The sequence below is a fragment of the Micromonospora sp. NPDC023956 genome (assembly GCF_040639195.1).
Classification (GTDB): Bacteria; Actinomycetota; Actinomycetes; order Mycobacteriales; family Micromonosporaceae; genus Micromonospora.
Genome location: NZ_JBEZZN010000012.1, coordinates 47,060 through 66,735, shown reverse-complemented (window position 1 = coordinate 66,735; position 19,676 = coordinate 47,060). Strand labels below are relative to the sequence as shown.

Below are 19,676 nucleotides of genomic sequence, written 5' to 3'. Positions count from 1 at the left end.
GTGCTCAGCTCCCTTCCCGAGCCGGCCGAGAAGGTGCCGACGAACCCGTTCGCGGTGCCGGGCCTGATGCGGGACGTGGACCCGCTCAACCCGGTCCGCAACGACCGGCACCTCTCGCTCTACGTGCCGGTGGACAACACGGAGACGGCGTTCGCGCACTGCCGGATGGCGTTCGACGATCCGTCGTACCTGGTCGACACCGGACGCCTCGTGGTGGTCACCGGCGACCGGGGATGCGGCAAGACCGCCCTGATCAACCGCTGCGCGCACTGGCTGCGGGAGCAGTTGTCCACCGCCGGCCTGCGGGGCGAGGTCGTGGACGTGACCCGGCAGGCCCGGGAGAACGAGCCGATGGCCGAGCGCCGCGCCAAGGTGTGCAAGGCCCTGGTCGACACGGTGTTCCAGCGGCAGCTGTTCATCTCGGAACTGGTCCACCAGATGCGCGAGCAGCCCGACGACGCGTACTTCAACCTGGCGAGCTGCCTGCCGACGGACCTGGTGCTGATCGTGCTGCTGCCCCGCTCGGCGGACCTGACCGAGGAACTGCTCACCTACGCCACCGACGCCCGGTCCCGGATCGTGTTCTTCGGTGAGACGTCCTACCAGCTGCCGGACGATCGCCGTCAGCGGCTCGACCAGGCCGGGCACGCTCCGCCGGTCTACCTGGAGGTGGGTGGGCTGCGGGAACACGACGCGGCCCGGTTCGCCGAGCACCGTCTCGGCGTGGTGCCCGAGGGGGAACTGCCCCGGGTCGCTCCGAAGGCTCTTGACGACTACACGACGTTCCGTCGACATGTGTCCATCGGTGAGGTGCAGCGGCTACTCTACGGCATGTACGAGAAACTACGCGTACAAGCCGACCGACCGGACGAGGTGACCTACCAGCACATCAGTCAACACTTTCTGAGTATCGCCGTGAGTCTGCTGGAGAATCAGCGCTGATGGACGCCTTCGAGCACCTGGACCTGAGCGGTGAGGTGAATCCTTATCCGTCGAGCGCCGTCGCCCAGATCGCGGACGCCGGATCGACCTCGGTCACCATCCCGACGGTCGCCGTCCGGCGGGCCGTCAACGCCATGGACTCCTACCTCTCCGCCGTCCGGGCCCGCCCGCAGACCCCGTCGGGGCAGGTGCTGGCGATCGTCGGCGACTACGGCACCGGCAAGACCCACCTCGCCTCGTACCTGATCCGGCACGCCGCCACCAACCTGGGCGGGGCCGTGCAGTCGGTGCACCTGAACGCCCCGCCGGACACCTTCGTCTCGCTCTACCGGGCCTTCGCCGACAAGTTGGCCGAGCGCCGGGAGCTGGTCCACGAGCGGGTCCGCAGCCTGTACGCCGAGATCCTCGCCGACGAGCTGCGCGCCTCCTCGGCGACCGCGCCGGTGGCCGAGCAGCTCCGCGCCGGGGCGATCGACCCGGTGGCGCTGGTGGAGATGTTCGGCCTGATGGAGAGCGCGTTCCTGCGGCAACTGCGGGAACGGCTCCGGGAGGTCACCGACAACGCGGAGTTCAGCCAGGCGCTCACCCTGCTGCTGCGGGGTGGTTTCGAGGACGCGGTCTGGGAGTGGTTCGGTGGCGCGCCCCCCTCGGACGTGCTCCGCGAGCGGGGCATCACCGAGGCGATCACCAGCAGCGAGACCACCGCCCTGCAGGCGATGGGGGTCTTCGCCCTGCTGATCGGGCACGGCGACCACCCCTTCGTGGCGGTGATCGACGAGCTGGACCAGCTGCTCACCGCCGCCGGTCGACGCGCCGACGAGGCGATCGACGCGTTCAAGGAGATGCTGCGGGTCTTCGCCGCCTCCAACACCTTCCTGATCCTGGCCGGGCTGCCCGACCTGCTCAGCTCCCTGCGGCGGGACGTCCGCGACCGGATCACCGAGCACATCACGATGTCCGCGTTGACCGCCGCCGAGGTGCAGGAGTACGTCCTGACCCGGCAGGGCGGCCGACTGGAGCCGTTCACCGAGCAGACGGTCGCGCAGGTCGTCGACCTGACCAACGGGGTGCCACGGCAGGTCATCTCGCTCTGCCACCGGCTCTGGCGGCGGGCCCACGACCAGCGGTCCCTGGTGTCCCCGCCGATGGTCCGGCAGACCGCCCGGGAGATCTACGACGCCGGCAACGCGCAGAACGTCCGCGCCGAGATCCGGCAGGTCCTGGTGGCCGCCGGGTACGACACCTACGTGCCCGACCACTTCCTGGACAGCGGCACGGACAGCCGGGTGGACTACTGGGTGCCGATCGGTTCGAACGACGTGGGCTGCGCGATCCTGCTCTCCGAACCGCTGCTCGACGAGACCGACATCGCCGCGCTCGAACGCCGGTGCCGGTCGATCCGCGCGCACCGCGACTGCGAGCTGCTGCTGGTCGCGCTGGAGCCGCCCCCGGCCCGGTACCGCCAGCGGCTGCGCGAGTCGGTCGGTCGGGAACCGTTGACCTACCACCCCCGGTCCTTCACCGACCAGTTCGCGCTGGAGTTCAAGGCGATGGCGATCCGGTTGGAGGAGCGGTATCCGCAGGACGGGCCGCTCGCCGCGGTGGCACCCCACCTGACCCGGCTCGACCGGCGGCAGTCGGCCACCCAGCACCTGCTGACCGTGCTCACCGGCTCGCTGGAGGAGCTGCGGGGGCGTAACGACCAGCAACTCGCCGCGATCTACCGGGAACTGCACGAGATCCAGCGCGGCCTCTCCTCCGTCGACGGCGAACGCCGTGGGCACATCGCCGTCGTCGCCACCCTGCCCGCGCCGGTGGTCACGCTCTTCGACACCGCCTTCGCCGCGGTCGACCTGCTCACCCCGGCCCGGGAGCTGCTGCGCCGGGCCTTCCAGGAGGACGAGAGCGGGCGGGGGGCACGGCAGTCGGTACGGGCCCGGATGCGGACTTCGGAGGTGCACGCCGCGACCGGGGTGACCGCCCTGCTGACCTCGCTGATCGAGGCGTTCGGGCACGCCGCGGTGGAGTGGTACCGGTCGGTCGACCAGCCGCCGGGCAACGGACTGACCGTGCGGCACCGGGAGCGGCTCGACACCATCTGCCGGATCTTCGACGTGGTCTACGAGTACCTCCCCCTCTACCAGCTGCGCAGCCTCCAGGGGATGATCGGCTACACGGTGCCCGGCCGACAGCAGCAGGAGGCGGAGGACATCCTCGGCGACTTCAGCTCCCGGGTCCGGGAGGAACTGCTGGCCGCGCTCACCCCCGTCGAGGGTTGAGCGGCGGTGCCGGCAGGTCGACCGCCGGCACCGGTCGCCGGTACGTCTCGCGCAGCCCGTTGCCGAGGGCGTGCAGCACGTTGATGGTGAGGATCGCCGGGGCGACCGCCGCCACCGTGCCGACGAACTGCCGCTCCAGCACCAGCGCGAGGATGATCGCGGTGATCCCGTTCTGCTGGCCGAGCAGCACGTCGACGCGGTCGGAGCGGGGCAGCCGCCACCCGATCACCAGGGCCACCACGACGTGCGCGCCGACCGCCGCGAGGCCCAGCACCACGCCGGCCAGCGGGCTGATCCCGCCGACCAGGACCAGTCCCAACGCGAAGCTGGCGGCCAGGAACGCCCCCTGGGTGAGCCGGTCCAGCACGTCCCCGAGGGGCGGCCGGTAGAACAGCCCGGCCACGGCGAGGGCCAGCATGAGGAACTGCCAGACCGCGACGGCGGCGAGCCCGGCCAACGCCACGATCTGAAGGGCGGTCACCAGCCGACCCGGCACCCACCGGCGCAGCCGCTCGGTGCCCCACCAGACGAGCGCGGCCACCCCGGCCAGGGCCAGGTTCTGCGCCAGGGAGAGCCCGAAGGACTCGAGCCCGGTGTGCGGGGGCGCGGTGGCCGCCGCCGGGTCCGCGGGCACCAACGGCCAGACCCAGGCGGCCGCGTACACGGTCAACAGGACGGTGATCGGGTCGTCGAACGACGCCCAGGCCGACAGGATCGTCTTGGCCTGCGCCGACATCCGGGACTGGAGCCGGGCGGCGGCGAACGAGACCGGGTCGATCTGGGCGACCGCGACACCGAGCACGAGGTACGCCGGCTCCCGGAAGGCGAGGTACATCACCGCCGAGATGAGCGCGGCCTTGACCACCACCCCACCGCTGATGGCGAGCACGACCAGGCGGACGTTGCGGCGGGCGGCCCCCAGGTCGATGCCGTACGTGCTGGCGTAGAGGCCGACCGCGAGCAGCGTCCCGGCCACCGTGAGGTACGTGTCCGAGCGGTACGTACCGACCCAGTCCCGGTTCTCGGCGAGCAGCCAGCCGAGCGCCGCCACCAGCACGAACGTGCCGGTGCGCGCCAGCGACGGCAGGACCGCCTCCCGCAGGCCGGTCCGACGGGCGGGCCGGTCGCCGGGGGGACGGGGCGGTCGCCACCGACGCCGGAGCCGGGGCGGGGCGGCTGCCCGCCCGGAACGCGTCCACCGGGGCGGCCCGGCCTGCCGCAGCGGCACTCCGTTACCCGCCGAGCCGGCGGGCGAGCTGGGCCGCCCGGTCGTCGGCGGCCCAGACCAGGTGCTGGTCCAGGGTGATCGCGAGCAGGTAGCGGTCCAGCCCGACCGGGTAGCAGAACAGGGCACCCTGCTCGACGTCGAGCACCAGCCGCCGGACCCGGGAGCCGAGGGCCAGGTGGGTGGCCCGGACCAGGGTGCGCAGGTGGACGTCGACGCGCTGCCCGAGCAGGGCGTAGAAGTGCCGGCGCCGCTGCGGGGTGACGTCGTCGAAGAACCGGACCAGCCGGGGGTCGTCCAGGACGTCCTCGGTGGCCTCCACCCGGCCGGCCCGGCAGACGGCCACGTAGTGCAGGTCCTCGACGCTCACGTGACGGCGGCAGGTCGCGGCGAGGTCCGGCGTGGACCGGCCCAACCGGGACGACAGGACGGGCCGGGGTACCGGCGGCACGCCGACGGACGACCCGGGATCCGGCGGCGTCTCCCGGGGCGGCGGGATCGCAGACGTGACCGAACTCGGCCGGATGTCCCGGATGCCGGAGCTGAGCACCTGCTCGTGCAGTCCGAGCCAACCGCCGTAGTCGGTGGGTTGCTGGCTGACCGCCTCCCGCAACCGGTTGGCCAGCCCGGCCAGTTCGATGTCGGCGGCCCGGACGGCCGGGTCCTGCGGCGGCAACTGGTCGGGGGTGCCGCTGGACCAACCCAGCGCCACCAGGAACTGTTCCCGCAGCACGGAGAGGCTGAACAGGGCACCCCGGTCGGTGTGCAGCAGCAGCCGGACGAGGTCGCCGCTGCCCGCCGGGCGGAGCTGGTCGTCCAGTTCCGTCATCACGTGCGTCACGTCCCGACCGATGAGCTGCCGTTCGTCGGCGGTCAGGCCGAGCGGGCCGCGCGGGCCGACGGGCTCCCAGGCGTCGAGGGCGAAGTCGCAGGTGCCGGTCCGGTAGCGGGCCAGGTGGGAGATGCTGCCCACCTCGTCCATGAGTTCCTCGCAGAACCGGAGCGCCGGCGGCCGACGGTCGCCGAGGTGGGTGCCGAGCGTGACGTCGACCCGCCGCCGGGGCGCGTCCCGGCCGGGGGCGGCAGGTGCGGTCGCCCCCGCCGGGGCCGGACGATCGGCCGGCGGGGTGCCTCCGGCGGCCGTCGCGTCGGCCGGCGTCTGTCCGCTCATGTTTCCGGCACCTCCATGTCGACGAAGTCGAAGGGCGGCCCGCCCCCACGACCCTGGCCGGTGACCTCGCCCGCACTGACCACCGTCGCCAGTGCCCGACGGGCGGTACGCAGGCACGGGTGGTCCGGTCCGAGGAAGTCCCGACCCTGTTCGACGGCCGCCCGCAGCAGCTCCTCAGCTGCCGGCCGGCCGGCTGCGGCGACGACGACGGCCTGGTTGACCAGCGCGCCGATCGCCCAGGGGTGCGGTTCGCCGAGCATGGCGCTGAGCCCCGCCGCCGCCTTCTCCGCGTCGACGACCGCCTCGTCGAGCCGTTCCCGGTTGCGCAGCACGACCGCGCGCAGGCTGCGGCAGATGTGCGTGAACGGGTGCTCCGGGCCGAGGTCGCGTTCGTACCCGGCGAGGCTCTCCCCGATCAGGCGGGTCGCGTGCTCGCCGTCCCGGGCCAGGTGGTAGTCGACGGCGAGGCTGAGCCGGCAGGAGCGGGTCAGCGGGCTCTGCTCCCCGACCAGCCGCCGCAGTGCGAGGTACGCCCGGCCGTTGAGCTCCCGGGCCCGGTCGAGGTGGCCGCGCCGCCGCTCGGTGACCGCGAGGTTGCGCAGGATCCGCAGCAGGAGGGTGTCCTCGTCGCCGCGGCCACGGCCGCCCCGCCGCCGGTACGCCTCGGCGAGCAGGCGGCGGGCCTCCTCCAGGTCGCCCAGCTCGCGCCGGAAGCTGCCGATGTCGCTGACCAGCCAGAGGGTGTCGGCGTTCTGCCCGCCGAAGAGCCGCGACCGGCGGTGCCGGGCCCGTTCCCCGACCCGCAGCGCCTCGTCGGTCCGCCCGGCCAGGTGGAACGAGTTGGCCAGGTTGTGCGCCGCGATCAGCGTCTCCGGGTGGTCGTTGCCGAACTGGTCCCGGAAGCCGCGCCAGGTGGCCTGGTCCTCGACCAGGGCGGCCCGGAACTGGCCCAGTCCGCGCAGGTCCCCGGCGAGGCCCCGACGGGTCACCAGGACCCAGGGGTGGTCGGGGCCGAACAGGGCCGTGCCCTCCCGCAGTGCCGTCCGGCTCAGGTCCAGCGCCTCCCCGCCGCGACCGAGCGAGCGGGCGACGTCGGCCAGCCGGGTGGCCAGCCGCAGGGTGAACCGGTCCCGCCAGCCGTAGCGGGTGAGCCACCGGTCCAGCGCCGGACGCCACCGGCGCAGCGCGTCCGGGGCCTCGCCGTCGCCCCGGGCGATGAGGTGTTCGAGCTGCTCGACCAGCCACCGTCGGACCTCGTCGGGACCGTCCACGTCCAGCGCGCCGGAGCTGATCAGATGCCGGTGCAGCTCCCGGCGCACCGGGGAGTCGGCGGCGATCGTCCTGGGCGCCGCGTCCGCCAGGCCGCGCAGGAACTGGCCACGCCGGGTCTCGCGCTCCTGGACGGACATGCCGGCCAGGACGGTGGTCTGCACGGCCGGATGCATCCGCACCACGCCACCCCGCCCCCAGGCGACCTCCACCAGCCGGAACCGGACCGCCGCCGCCAGTGCCCGGTCCATCTCCCAGCCGTCGGCGCGCAACATGGCGCCGTCGGCGTCGGAGAGGCCGCGCGCGACCTGCGCCCGCATCGGCCGCGACCCGAGGATCGACAGGGAGAGGCCCAGGGGGGAGGCGAAGGCACACATCTGCGCCACCACCACCGCCACCCGGCCGCTGAAGTCCTCCTGCATCAGGGCCGTCGCGACGCGGACGATCCGGGCGGCGGCGGGCTCCCCGGCCGTTCCGGCGACCGCCGCGCAGAACGCGGGCACCGCGGTGTCGGCACTGCGGGAGTCGGCCACCGCGTGCGCCGAGCTGAGCAGGATGCCGGCCTGCCCGAGCAGGCCCGAGGCGAGGCGCAGGTCGAGCGGGGACGCCCCGACGGTCTCCACCACCGCCGTCGCCGGCACCCGGGAGAGGCCGCGCACCCGCGCGGTGAGCAGGCGCACGGCGTCGGCCTCGACGAGGTCACCCACGGTGACGGTCACCGCGCCCGGCGGCGGGTGGGCGTCGGAGCGGCGGGTCACGACGACGTGGCCGGAGCCGTCCGGGAGCAGGTCGGACAGCTCCTCGTCCCCCGCGCCGTCGTAGACGACCAGCCACTGCCCGCTGCGCCGGCCCAGCTCGTGCAGCACCTCCTGGACGGGGTTGCCCCGGGGCTCGACGCCCAGCTCGGCGGCGAGCTCGGCCAGCGCGGCCCGGACGTCGTGCAGCCCGCCCGCGGCGATCCAGACGATCAGGTCGTAGTCCCAGCGGAAGCGGTGCGCGTACTCGCCGACGAGGCTGGTCTTGCCCACGGCGGCCGGCCCGGTCACCACGACCGGCCGCCCCGGCGGCCCGGCCAGCAGCAGGTCGCGCAGCTCGGCCAGTTCCCGGTCGCGGCCGACGAAGAGGCGGGGCCGGGACGGCAGCTGGAACTCCCGGGGCGGCTGCTCCCGGCCGCCGGGGAAACCCGGCCGCCAGGGCCGGTCCGTCGGTACCGGACGGATCCCGGCGAGCCCGAGCGTGCCGCGCAGCCGTTCGCGGGCCTGTTCCTCGGGGCACCCGGTCAGGTCGACCACCCGGACGTCCTCGACCGGCAGGGCCTCCTCGGTGGCCGGGCCGGTCCGCGCCACCAGCAGCTCGGTTTCCGGGTCGGCACGGACCGCGCCGACCACACCGGACAGCCACCGGTCCTCCGAGTCGTCCGCCGGAACCACCGCCAGCACGGTCGTCCGGCCGGTGGACCGTCGCCCCTCGTCGTCCCGGGGCCACGGCCGGGCCCGGACGCCCACCACCGCCAGTTCGGCCCGGAGCCAGTCCGCCCAGGGCCGCTGACCCGCCGGGTGGGCCAGGTGGACCTCGCTCTGGTCGTCGGCGGCCTGCCGGCCCAGCCCGTACCGGTAGCGGGTACGCAACGGCTCCGGCTCGGGCCGGGCGGTGTCGAGTGCGCCGTCGGTGACCAGCCGCAGCAGGTCGCCGTGGGCGGCGAGCACCCGATCCCGGTGGGGCGACTCCTCCAGCAGCGGGGCGAGCGTCTGCCCGGTCGGGCTGCCGGGCACCTCCACCAGGGACATCTCGACCGCCCCGGCGGGCTCGTCGAGCGCGGCGCCCAGACCCCGGCGGATGACGTCCCGCCGCTGCGCGGCGCGGGTCGGGTCGGGCTCGTCCACGCCGGTCGCCACGCCGACCAGCCGGACCCCGGCGGGCGCGGCCCGGTGCACCCGCCGGGCCAGCGCCGCCACCTCGGGCAGCCGGGGATAGCGGTACGGGAAGCAGACCACCACCGCCTCGCAGAGCACCGCCGCCCAGCGGGCCACCGTGGGGTCGGTGTCGACCGGGTCGAGGAGGACGACGTCGTACTCGGTGAAGCGCAGTTGCCGGCGCAGCTCGGTGAAGGAGGTGTCGCCGAGTTCCTCGGGGGGCGGCCACGGGGCGGACTCCGGTATCCAGACCACGTCGAGCCGGCCGGGCGGGGCCGCGTACCGGCGCAGGACGGGCTGTTCGGCGAACTGCCGGCCGGGTCCCACCGAGGCGGGGAAGAGCGACCGGACGAGTTCGGGCGGGAGCTGGTCAGCGACCGGCCACTCGTCGGTGTGGAACATCCGCAGGTGCTCGTGCACCCGTACGGTGCCCCGGCCCGCGTCGACGACGAGCACCCGGCGGCCGGCGCGGGCCAGGGTCCAGGCCAGGTTGCTGACCAGGTTGGTACGCCCGGTCCGGCTCGTCGGCGCCAGGAAGGCCACCACGCTGGTGCCGGTCGGACCGCTCTCCGACCGGAACGGCACCGGTCCGGTCATCGCGGCTCCGGCCCGTCTGGACGGCGGTCACCCGTCATGTCCATCCCTCTCCTTCGGTCGGTCTCCGCTCTCGCCTCCGCCCGGTGGCCGGGCGACGCCCGGGTCACTGGTCTGGTTGGGGAACCACAGGAAGTGTCCACGGGGCTCGCCGGCCTCGTCGAGGAGCCGCCGTAGCGACTGCCGCAGGAGGATCCGGGGCAGCGCGTCGAGGTCCGACGGGTCCAGCTCCTCGGCATTGAGAAGATCAGATATCAGGGGGCGGTCGTGCTTGCTCATCCTTTCCGGCATGCCCCGCCCCACCTTCGACATATCGAGAACCGCACCGTAAGCAGCACAGCCAGCGCTCCGCCAGTAACCTATCGTAGCGTTCATCGATATTCAGCAGTCATTTCGGGGGAACCGTGCGTGACCCGGAACGGTCGTCGGGGCGAGCCGACCGGCACGTGATGCCTCCCGGAACGTTCCTGGCGCTGGCCCGGGGCGGTGGCGGGCGTTCCGCCGTCCGGGTCCTGCTGGGCGCGCAGTACAGCCGGAACCTGTTGACTCTGCGTGAACTCGTGGAGCGGTGCGCCGATCTCGGCCATCCGCACACCGACGCCGTCCGGCAGGCCTGGCGGCTGCTCGGCGGGCTCCGCGGGACCGACCCCGGCGCGGTCCGCCGGGTGCTGACGTACCCGAGCGTGAGCGCCTGGGCGGCGCAGACCGTCACCCGGCTGGCGCCGACGGACCGGGGGCACGGGGAGAGCCCAATCGGCGGCCCGGCAGCGGGCGGGTGGCCGGCCATGCTCGCGCCGGTCGCCGCGGCGGCGGCCCGGTACGCCGGGATGCCGGCCACCGTCGGGTTTCCGACACCGCCCGGATCGGCGTTCCCGCTGCCCATGGCGGGTCACGTCCGGCTCGATCCGGACGGCCCGGCGCGGGTCGCGCTGACCGTCACGGCACACGGCGTGACGATCGACGGCGTCCCGCCGCGTCCCGGTACCGGCTGGTGGCCGGTGCCCCGGCTCCGCGCGGGGCGGCTCGAGTTACGGCTGGACGACCTCTGGTCGCTCTCCCGACCGGCCGACCCGGTCCCCCCGGACGAGGCGGCCCGGTGGCGGGCGGCGCTCGCCCCGGGCTGGCGGCTGCTCGCCACCCGCCACCGGGGCTACGCCGACGAGCTGGCCGCCATGGTCTCGATGGTCATGCCGCTGCCGCCCGGGGCGGCCGAGCTGACCGGCTCCGGGGTGCCGGCCGAGGTCGGGGCGACGCTGATCAGTGGGACGTTCCCGGCCGGGGTGGGCTGCGTCGCGCTCTCCGGCGGCGGGGACGCCGCGACCACGGCGGCGACCCTGGTGCACGAACTGGCCCACAACAAGCTCGCCGCGCTGGAGAACCTCTTCCCGCTCCTGCGGCCGGGCGACGACGTCCGGTTCCCCGCCCCGTGGCGGGTCGGGCCGCGCCCGCTCCCGGCCCTGCTCCAGGGTCTCTACGCGCACGTCTGCGTGGCCCGGTTCTGGCGTCGTCAGCAGCACCACGAGTCACGGCCGGCCGGGCTGCTCCGGGCCCGGACGGAGTTCCGCCGGACCCGCGCCGCCTGCCGGGAGGTCGCCGAACTGCTGCTCGCCGGTGACCGGCTCACCCCGCACGGCCGACTGCTGGTGGACCAGTTGCACCGGGTCGTGGCGGAGTGGGACCGCCCCGGACCGGCCGCCCCGCGGGGCGGCCGGTCCGGGGTCGCGGACCCGGCGGTCCACGGACCGGGCGAGTTCCCGCAGGGTGTCAGTCGCGCAGGAGCTGACGGGCCATGACGATGCGCTGCACCTGGTTGGTGCCCTCGTAGATCTGGGTGATCTTGGCGTCCCGCATCATCCGCTCGACCGGGTAGTCCCGGGTGTAGCCGTAGCCGCCGAGCAGCTGCACCGCGTCGGTGGTGACCTCCATCGCGACGTCCGAGGCGAAGCACTTCGCCGCCGCGCCGAAGTAGGTCAGGTCGGCGTCGCCGCGCTCGGAGCGGGCGGCGGCGGCGTAGGTGAGCTGCCGGGCGGCCTCCAGCTTCATGCCCATGTCGGCGACCATGAACTGGATGCCCTGGAACTCCGCCACCGGCTTGCCGAACTGCCGGCGCTCCTTGACGTACCCCTTGGCGTAGTCGAGCGCGCCCTGCGCGATGCCGAGCGCCTGGGCGGCGATGGTGACCCGGGTGTGGTCCAGCGTCTTCATCGCGGTGGCGAACCCGGACCCCTCGGCACCGATCATCCGGTCGGCCGGGATGCGCACCTGGTCGAGGTAGACCTCGCGGGTGGGCGAGCCCTTGACGCCGAGCTTCTTCTCCGGAGCGCCGAAGCTGACCCCCGGGTCCGACTTCTCCACCACGAAGGCGGAGATCCCCCGGGAACGGGCTGTGGGATCGGTCACGGCGAATACCGTGTAGTACTCCGAGACGCCCGCGTTGGTGATCCACCGCTTGACGCCGTTGAGCACCCAGTGATCCCCGTCACGCACCGCGCGGGTGGTCATCGAAGCCGCGTCACTGCCCGCCTCCGGCTCGGAGAGGCAGTACGAGAACATCGCCTCCCCGGCGGCGACCGGCGGCAGGTAGCGCCGCTTGAGCTCCTTGGAGCCGGCCAGCAGCAGCGGCATGGTGCCCAGCTTGTTCACCGCCGGGATCAGCGAGGACGAGGCGCAGGCCCGAGCCACCTCCTCGATGACGATGGCCGTGGCCAGCGCGTCCGCGCCGGCGCCACCGTACTCGATCGGGATGTGCGGGGCGTGGAAGTCGGCGGCCCGCAGGGCGTCGTAGGACGCCTTCGGGAACTCGCCGGTCTCGTCGGCCTCGGCGGCGTGCGGGGCGACCTTCGCCTCACAGACCTCCCGGACCGCCTCCCGGACCGCCTCGTGCTCCTCGGGCAACCGGTAGACGTCGAACGACTGCTCTGCGGCCATGTTGGCCCCTCCCCTTCGCCGCTATCATGCCCAGACCGTGGCTTCGTGGGCCACGGACCACGCAGACTGAGGATAGCGACCAGGGTTCAGCTGGTCCCTACCGGCGCGTAGGCTCCAGCCTCAACGGCCCGCCCCTACATCGCCAGCGGACCATGCAGACGACAAAATTGTCCCTCGGTGCCCGGCCAGGCGCCGCAGCCGATTGCGACGCGACGAAGCGCCGCCAGCGCGAGCGGAGAAGACAGGCGTGACGATCCCGTACCCGAACACCCAGCCGATGCCGGCGATCCCGGCGGTGACTCCCCCCTCCGGCGCCCCTCGGCCCCGGGTCACCTTCCTCGGCACCGGCTACCTCGGTGCGACGTACGCCATCTGCTACGCCGAGCTCGGATACGAGGTGCTCGGTTACGACGTCGACGTGGACAAGATCGCCAAGTTGAACGCGGGCGAGGTGCCGATCCACGAACCCGGCCTGGACGAGCTGCTCAAGCGGAACCTGACCGCCGGGCGGCTGCGGTTCAGCACCGACATCGCCGAGACCGCCGAATTCGGTGACGTGCACTTCATCTGCGTGGGCACCCCGCAGCGCGCCGACGGCCTCGGTGCCGACCTCACCTACGTCGAGGCGTCGGTGAGCAGCCTGGCCCAGCACCTCACCCGCAAGGCGCTGATCGTCGGCAAGTCGACCGTGCCGGTGGGCACGGCCGAGTGGGTCGAGCAGCTGGTCGGCAAGCACACCTCCCCCGACCTGGGTGTCGAGGTCGCGTGGAGCCCCGAGTTCCTCCAGGAGGGCTTCGCCGTCGACGACGTGCTGCGCCCCAACCGGATCGTGGTCGGGGTGAAGAGCGAGTGGGCCAACGGCATGCTCTACGCCGCCCACAAGGGCGTCTTCGACCTGGCGGCCACGGAGGACCGCGAGGTACCCCTGGTGGTCACCGACTTCGCCACCGCCGAGCTGGTCAAGGTCGCCGCGAACGCCTTCCTCGCCACCAAGATCTCCTTCATCAACGCGATGGCCGAGGTCTGCGAGGTGGCCGGCGGCGACGTCTCCCAGCTCGCCCGCGCCATCGGGTACGACCCCCGGATCGGCAACCGTTTCCTCCAGGCCGGGCTCGGCTTCGGCGGCGCGTGCCTGCCCAAGGACATCCGCGCCTTCCAGGCTCGGGCTCAGGAGCTGGGGGCCGGCGAGGCGCTGCGCTTCCTGCACGAGGTCGACCTGATCAACCTGCGCCGCCGCAGCCGGGTGCTGCAACTCGCCGCCGACCTGCTCGGCCGCCGGTACGGTCCGGCCGGCCCGGATCTCACCGGCACCCGGATCGCGGTACTCGGGGCCACCTTCAAGCCCAACACCGACGACGTCCGCGACGCCCCGGCGCTCGCCGTCGCCGCCCTGCTCGGCAAGGCCGGCGCGGACGTCCGCGTCTACGACCCGCAGGGCATGGAGAACGCCCGTCGGGCGATGCCCGAGCTGCACTACGAGCCGAGCATCAACGACGCCGTGTCCGGGGCCGACCTGGTCTGCGTCCTCACCGAGTGGGCGGACTTCCGCAACGCCGACCCGGTGGCCCTCGGTGAACTCGTCGCCCAGCGCCGGGTGGTGGACGGTCGCAACTGCCTGGACTCGACCCTCTGGGTGCAGGCCGGCTGGGAGTACCGGGGCATGGGCCGCCCCTGACCGGGCCACCGGGCGGACCGCCGCCGAACACGTGACCGGGGCCGGTCGCGGAGCACTCTCCGCGACCGGCCCCGCGGCTGTCCGCGACTTTTCTCGCCGCGACGCGGCGGCGACTATCGAAATCCGTGCCAGGTTTCGGCATGCTGCCACAGTGGGATTCCACGGTGCGGGGCGACCGGGCAGAGGAGTTGTTCGTGGCTAGCTTCCAGTGCTCCTCGTGTGGTCGGGAGATCAAGCCGGCCCGCCGCTGCCCGGTGTGCGGGGCCGAGCAGCCACAGTGGGCGGCCCACATCGCCGAGGTCGAACGGTCCATCGCGGAGATGAAGGCGCGGGACGCCGAGATCGCCCGCGAGCAACGGCAGATCGCGCAGAAGATGCAGGCGGCGCTCTTCCAGCGGGACATCCTCGCGCACGCCGGCGAGGAGAAGCTGAAGCAGGCCACCAAGACCCGCCGGGTGCTGCGCCGCCGCACCCCGCGCCAGCCCCCCGCCGCCCCACCGGACACCGCCACCGACACCACCGGCGCCGTCCCGTCCGACGCCCCGCCCCGGGTGCCCCGCCAGGGCAACCGCCCCCCGGACGATCCACCGACGACGACCAGCGCCACCTGGCTCGACGCGGACGACCCGGAGCATCCGCCGGAGACGTCCTCACGGGAGGTGCAGAACATCCCGCTCGGCCTGGGCGCGCTGCTGATCGGCGTCGCCGCGGTGGTCTTCGCGGGCGTGGCCACGTCCTCGATGGACGCGCTGGCCCGGCTGCTCATCCTCCTCGCCGCCACGGCGCTGATGCTGTCCACCGCGCCCGTCGTCGCGCGCCGGGGGCTGGTGTCCACGGCCGAGACGATCGCCGCGGTCGGGTTGATCCTGGTGCCGCTGGACGGGTACGCCCTCTACGCGGTGGGAGCGTCCGACTCGAGCGCGGTCCCCGGCACGGTCTTCGCCGGCCTGATCTTCGCGGTCACCGCCGGGGTCGGCTACGGCTACGCCCGGCTGACCGGCCTGCGGGTGCCCCGGTTCGCCGCCGTGCTCGCCGTGCAGCCGGTGGTGCCGCTGCTCGCGTCCGGACTGGTGCGCACCGCCACCGGCTGGGCACTGGTCTTCACCGTGGTCGCCGCGCTCGACCTGTGGCTGGCCCGGTCCCCGCTGACCACCGAGCGTCCGGTCGGCCCACCGCCGGCCACCCGGGCCCGGGACCGGTCCGCCGCCCGGCCGGAGGGTGCCCCGGAGGAGGCCGACGAGGTCTTCAGCGACCCGGCGGCGGGCACCCGGGCCGACCCGGCCGCTGCCCGGCCGGCGGCCCCGGTCCGACCGGTGCCCTGGCTCGCGGAGCTGGCCTGGGCCCTGCACGCCGTGGCGATCGCCCTCGCCCTGGCCTACGCGGTCACCGCGTTGCTGCGCGCGGACACCCTCCCCGCCGTGCTCGGTGCGGCGGTCGTGCTCCTGCTGGCCGCCGGGGTGACCCTGGTGGGGACGACGGCGGTACGCCGTCCGCCCCTGCCCGACCTCGGGGCCGCGATCGCCACCCTCGCCGTGATCGGTGCGTTCAGCCGGGTCGCCGCGGTCGCCCTGCCCGGCCAGGTGATGCTGCCGGTCTGCCTCGTCATCGCGCTGACCAGCGTCGCCGTCCGGGCGGTACCGGCGGGAATGCGGCGCGGCCCGCAACTGGCCTCGGCGGTCGCGCTGACCGTCACCGGGCTGTTCGTCGGGTCCACGGCACTGCTGGCCGGGCTCGCCCCGGTCCAGGCGGCGCTGCCCGCCTGGTCCGCCGACCTCGACCGGTACCCGGCGGCGCTCGCCACCGCCGCCGGGCCGGCCGGCTGGCAGCTGGCGGTCAGCGCGCTGCTGCTCACCGTCGCGGCGATACTCGCCCTCCCGGGCGAGATCCGGCGGGAGTTCGCGGTGGTCGGGGCCGCGGTGACCGCGCTGGCCGTACCGGCCTCGTTCGGGCTGGGCTGGGCGCTCGCCCCGTGGCCGCCGGTGCTCACCGCCATCGGTCTCGGTCTGGTCGGGCTCTCCGCCCGCACCCTCCGGGCCGCCCGGACGCACGTCGTCGCCGCCGCGGTGGTCGGATCGATCGGTGCCGGCGCGTCGCTGGCCCGGCCGGCGCTCACCGCCGCCGTGCTGCTCGCCCTCTTCGCGGGCGGGGTGCTGGTGACCCTCGCACCCCGGGTGCGGGTCGCCTCGGCGGCGGCAGCGGACACCGTCACCGCCTGGGCCGCCGGCGGCGCAGCGTTCGCCCTGCCCGGGGCGGTGGCCGCCTTCGTCGCCGCGCTGACCCCCACCGGTCCGGTGCTCACCCCGGCCGCCCTGCGGGAACTCACCGTCCCGATCCTCGCCGCCAGTTTCCTGGCCGTCTGCGTCACGCTCGGCTACTCGGCGATCGTCCAGGTGTCGCAACGGGAGATCAGCCCGCCGCTGGCGGTGGGGGCCGGGCTGGGCGCGCTGGTCGTCGCCGCGGCGGCCTTCGCCGCTCCGGGCAGCACCTCCGCCGACACCTGGATCGCGGCACTGCTGCTGGTCGCCGCGTTGCTGCTCTTCCTCGCGCCGGCGATCGACGCCCGGGGCCGGGTCGACTTCGCTCTCGACGGCTCCGATCTCGCTGCGGCGGCGGCCACCGCCGCGCTCGTCGCCACCCTGCTGCGGATCGCGGCGGTGCTCGCTCCCGGTGCGCAGCTGATGGTCGCGGCGGCGCTGGTGCTGCTGGTCGCGGTGGCCGCCCGGACGCTGCCCGACGAGTGGCGGCGGGGCCCGGTCCTCGGCATGGCGGTCGCCGGGGCGATCGTCGGCGCGCTGGCCGGCTGGATGGCGCTGCGCGGCGGTTTCGGGGTCATCGCGGTGCCCGGTCCGATCTGGGCGGGTGACCTGACCGGCTGGCCCGCCGCGCCCACCGGCGGCGCCACCTCTCAGGCACCGGTCGCGCTGGTCCTGCTCGGTGTCGCCGCCGCAATCCTCCTGCCCGAGCCGTGGAGACACGACGTCTCCGGCGCGGCGGCGGTGCTGGCCACCATCGGCGCGTCCGCCGCGTTCGACCTGCCCTGGTGGTCACCGGTGCTGGTCGGCGGCACGGTCGCCACCGTCTTCGGGATGGCCGCCGTCGCGGCGGCCGACCCACGGGCGGCGCTCTCCCGGGCCACCGTCGCCGCGGTGGTGGCGCTGCACGGGGTCGGCGCGGGGCTGGTCCGGCCCTGGACCACCGCGTTGGCACTGAGCATCGTGGTGCTGGTCGGGGCGACGGTCGCCGGGCTGGCCCGGATGTTCGCCGCCCGGCAGACCGAGCGGATCGAGACCGACGGCATGCCGCCGCACCTGGTCACCCTGGGTGGGCTCGGCACGGCGGCGGCCCTGCTCGCCCTCCCCGGGGTGGTCGCCGCACTGGCCGCCGAAGCCGGACACGGCCCCGAGGTGCTGCTCACCGCCGCGTTGGCCGCGTCCAGCATCGGCCTGGCGGCGGTGGCCGCCCTCCGGCGGCGGGTACCGCAGTACCTGCCGTACGCGAGCCTCGGCATCGCCGCCGGGGCCACGGTCAGCGCGCTCGCCGCGATCCCCACCAGCCTGCCCGTCGGGGTCTTCGCCGCGGCGGCTGCCCTGCTCGGGGTCCTCGCCGAGCTGGTCCGGGCCGCCACCGTACCCCCGGCCACCTCGGCCCAGCCGGTCGGCCGCTGGGCGGTGCTGATCGACGGCGCGCTGCGCCGGATGCCGGACCGGCTCGCCGACCGGCGCTGGCGGGTGAGCCCGGCGGCCGGGGCCCTCGCCGCCGCCGCGCTGCCGGTCGCGCTGGCCGTGGCCTCGATCGCCCCGGCCCTGGTCGTCGCACTGGTCGAGCCGTACGGCACGCTGTCGCGGATCTGGGCGGGACCACCGCCGCAGCTGTTCGCCCCGCCGGTCGGGGCGACCGACCCGACCCACGTGCTGACCGCCCTGCTGCTCACCATCTGCGCGGCCCTCGCCGCCACCGCGTTCAGCGGCGGGCAGTACTTCCGGGCGGTTCCGGTGGTGCTGCCCGGACTCGCGGTCACCGTGCTCATCGCGCCGATCGCGCTCGGCCAGGGCTGGCCGCAGACCACCCTGGCCGCACTGGCGGTGTTCACCCTGGCGATGCTCGGGTTGGCGCTGACCCCGCCGCCGCCCGGGGTGGAGCGGGCCCGGTCGCTGCGCTGGACCCGCGTCCTGACCTTCGGCATCGGGCTCGCCGCAGGTGGAGCCGGACTCGCCGGCAGCCTCGCCAGTCGCGACCTCACCGTCTTCACCCTCGCCGGAGCGGTCGCCGTCGGTACGATCGCGGCGCTCTTCGGCAGCACCGAGCGGGCCCGCATCCTCGGTTGGCTCTTCGCCTCGCTGACGGCTCAGCTGCTGGTGCTCACCATCGGCCTGGTCGCCGGGCTGGCCCCGGTCTGGTCGGCGTTCGGGGTGCTCGCGGTCGGCGCGGCGCTCCAGGTCTTCGCCGCCCGACTGCCCCGGCTGCGCCGGCCGGAGGCACACCGCGAGGCGGCCACCGTGGAGTGGAGCGGGTACGCCGCCGCACTGATCGCGTTGGCCCTGGCCTTCGACTCGCCACAGCACATCGCCGCCCTGCTGGCCGGCTGGGGTGCCGTCCTCGGGGTGGCCGCCACCCGGCCGGGGCGCCGCCCGACCGAGCGGCGCATCCTGTTCTGGTCGGTGGTGGGCTGCGAGATCGTCGCGTGGTGGATCCTGATGCGGGTCGCCGACGTGGCGCTGCCCGAGGCGTACACGCTGCCGTTCGCGGCGCTCGCCCTGCTGGTCGGCATGATGGAGTTGCGGGAGCGACCGGATCTGAGCAGCTGGGTGGCGTACGGGCCGGCGCTGGTGGCCGCGTTCGTGCCGACCCTGACGATCGTGCTGGCCTCCGACTCCAGCATGCTCCGGCAGGTGCTCCTGCTGCTCGGCGCGGTGGCCGTGCTGATCTGGGGCTCGATGACCCAGCAACAGGCCCCGGTGATCGTCGGCGCGGTGGTGACCACGTTCGCCGCGCTGCACGCGCTGTTCAGTTTCGGGCCGTGGCTGGCCCTGCTCCTGGTCGGTCTGGTGCTGCTCGTGCTCGGCGCGAGCAACGAGCGCCGCCGCCGCGCCCAGGACCGCCTCCAGTCCGCCCTACGCGGAATGCGCTGAACCGCGCCCCGCCACCCCGGCCGGAGCTGGGGTGGCGGGGCAGGCGCTCAGGTCAGCGAGGCGCGGAGGGCGGCTTCCTTCTCGGCGACCAACTGCTCCAGGCCCGCCTGGTACGCCGTCATCCGCTCCCGCAGGATCGGGTCGGCAGCGGCGAGGATTCGGACGGCGAGCAGCCCGGCGTTGCGCGCACCGCCGATGGACACGGTGGCCACCGGCACGCCCGCCGGCATCTGCACGATGGAGAGCAACGAGTCCATCCCGTCCAGGTGCTTCAACGGCACCGGCACCCCGATCACCGGCAGCGGGGTGGCGGAGGCGACCATGCCGGGCAGGTGGGCGGCACCGCCGGCACCGGCGACGATCACCTTCAGGCCCCGGTCGACGGCGGAGCGGGCGTACTCGATCATCTTGACCGGCGTCCGGTGCGCGCTGACCACACCCACCTCGTACGCCACGCCGAACTCGTCGAGCGCCTCGGCGGCGGCCCGCATGGTCGGCCAGTCCGAGTCGCTGCCCATGATCAGCCCGACGGTGCTCACGCTGGCATTCCC

At 74.4% G+C, this 19,676-nt stretch carries 11 protein-coding genes; 5 read left to right on the top strand and 6 right to left on the bottom strand.

Features of this window, described 5'->3' with window-relative positions; all coding sequences use genetic code 11:
• Both AB0F58_RS22165 and AB0F58_RS22160 read left to right on the top strand, forming a co-directional pair.
• A complete protein-coding gene (locus AB0F58_RS22165; RefSeq protein ID WP_357145952.1) occupies positions 1 to 942 on the top strand; it encodes a hypothetical protein in 942 nt (313 codons plus the stop codon).
• Positions 942 to 3,221 (top strand): BREX system ATP-binding domain-containing protein, encoded by a 2,280-nt coding sequence (locus AB0F58_RS22160; RefSeq protein WP_357145949.1) that lies wholly within the window; start codon positions 942 to 944, stop codon positions 3,219 to 3,221. The genes AB0F58_RS22165 and AB0F58_RS22160 overlap by 1 nt, the downstream gene beginning before the upstream one ends.
• Here AB0F58_RS22160 and AB0F58_RS22155 read toward each other — a convergent pair.
• Genes AB0F58_RS22155 through AB0F58_RS22140 form a run of 4 tightly spaced genes read right to left on the bottom strand, consistent with a single transcriptional unit; the run spans position 3,202 to position 9,684 of the window.
• Positions 3,202 to 4,449, bottom strand: a complete 1,248-nt coding sequence (locus AB0F58_RS22155) for a hypothetical protein (RefSeq protein WP_357145946.1) — start codon at positions 4,447 to 4,449, stop codon at positions 3,202 to 3,204. The two genes, AB0F58_RS22160 and AB0F58_RS22155, sit on opposite strands and share 20 nt — an antisense overlap.
• Positions 4,450 to 4,453: 4 nt before the next feature.
• Positions 4,454 to 5,617 carry a hypothetical protein gene (locus tag AB0F58_RS22150; protein ID WP_357145943.1) on the bottom strand — a complete coding sequence of 388 codons (1,164 nt, stop codon included), beginning with the start codon at positions 5,615 to 5,617 and terminating at the stop codon, positions 4,454 to 4,456.
• On the bottom strand, positions 5,614 to 9,396 hold the full coding sequence (gene fxsT, locus AB0F58_RS22145) for an FxSxx-COOH system tetratricopeptide repeat protein (RefSeq protein WP_357145940.1): 3,783 nt from the start codon (positions 9,394 to 9,396) through the stop codon (positions 5,614 to 5,616). Before fxsT ends, AB0F58_RS22150 begins: the two co-directional genes overlap by 4 nt.
• Positions 9,397 to 9,423: 27 nt before the next feature.
• Positions 9,424 to 9,684, bottom strand: a complete 261-nt coding sequence (locus AB0F58_RS22140) for a hypothetical protein (protein ID WP_357145937.1) — start codon at positions 9,682 to 9,684, stop codon at positions 9,424 to 9,426.
• Between the two features lie 158 nt (positions 9,685 to 9,842).
• Here AB0F58_RS22140 and AB0F58_RS22135 point away from each other — a divergent pair, with 158 nt between their 5' ends.
• Positions 9,843 to 11,186, top strand: coding sequence for an HEXXH motif-containing putative peptide modification protein (locus AB0F58_RS22135; RefSeq protein ID WP_357145934.1), 1,344 nt, complete (start codon positions 9,843 to 9,845; stop codon positions 11,184 to 11,186).
• On the opposite strand, the gene AB0F58_RS22130 is transcribed toward AB0F58_RS22135, so the two are convergent.
• On the bottom strand, positions 11,158 to 12,321 hold the full coding sequence (locus AB0F58_RS22130; protein ID WP_357145932.1) for an acyl-CoA dehydrogenase family protein: 1,164 nt from the start codon (positions 12,319 to 12,321) through the stop codon (positions 11,158 to 11,160). The genes AB0F58_RS22135 and AB0F58_RS22130 overlap by 29 nt on opposite strands.
• 247 nt (positions 12,322 to 12,568) lie before the next feature.
• Between AB0F58_RS22130 and AB0F58_RS22125 the strand changes: the two genes are divergently transcribed.
• Positions 12,569 to 13,996, top strand: a complete 1,428-nt coding sequence (locus AB0F58_RS22125) for a UDP-glucose/GDP-mannose dehydrogenase family protein (protein ID WP_357145929.1) — start codon at positions 12,569 to 12,571, stop codon at positions 13,994 to 13,996.
• Between the two features lie 194 nt (positions 13,997 to 14,190).
• Positions 14,191 to 19,125, top strand: a complete 4,935-nt coding sequence (locus AB0F58_RS22120; protein ID WP_357145926.1) for a permease — start codon at positions 14,191 to 14,193, stop codon at positions 19,123 to 19,125.
• A 47-nt stretch (positions 19,126 to 19,172) separates the two neighbouring features.
• Here AB0F58_RS22120 and purE read toward each other — a convergent pair whose 3' ends face one another.
• The gene (gene purE / locus AB0F58_RS22115) at positions 19,173 to 19,664 is read right to left on the bottom strand and encodes a 5-(carboxyamino)imidazole ribonucleotide mutase (protein WP_357145924.1); all 492 of its coding nucleotides are present in this window, start codon (positions 19,662 to 19,664) and stop codon (positions 19,173 to 19,175) included.
• Positions 19,665 to 19,676 lie beyond the last annotated feature (12 nt).

Bases quoted from the DNA above. Each gene is read 5' to 3' on its own strand.
- AB0F58_RS22160 (WP_357145949.1), top strand. From the start codon at position 942: ATGGACGCCTTCGAGCACCTGGACCTGAGCGGTGAGGTGAATCCTTAT.
- AB0F58_RS22150 (WP_357145943.1), bottom strand. From the start codon at position 5,617: ATGAGCGGACAGACGCCGGCCGACGCGACGGCCGCCGGAGGCACCCCG.
- fxsT (WP_357145940.1), bottom strand. From the start codon at position 9,396: ATGACCGGACCGGTGCCGTTCCGGTCGGAGAGCGGTCCGACCGGCACC.
- AB0F58_RS22140 (WP_357145937.1), bottom strand. From the start codon at position 9,684: ATGCCGGAAAGGATGAGCAAGCACGACCGCCCCCTGATATCTGATCTT.
- AB0F58_RS22135 (WP_357145934.1), top strand. From the start codon at position 9,843: ATGCCTCCCGGAACGTTCCTGGCGCTGGCCCGGGGCGGTGGCGGGCGT.
- AB0F58_RS22130 (WP_357145932.1), bottom strand. From the start codon at position 12,321: ATGGCCGCAGAGCAGTCGTTCGACGTCTACCGGTTGCCCGAGGAGCAC.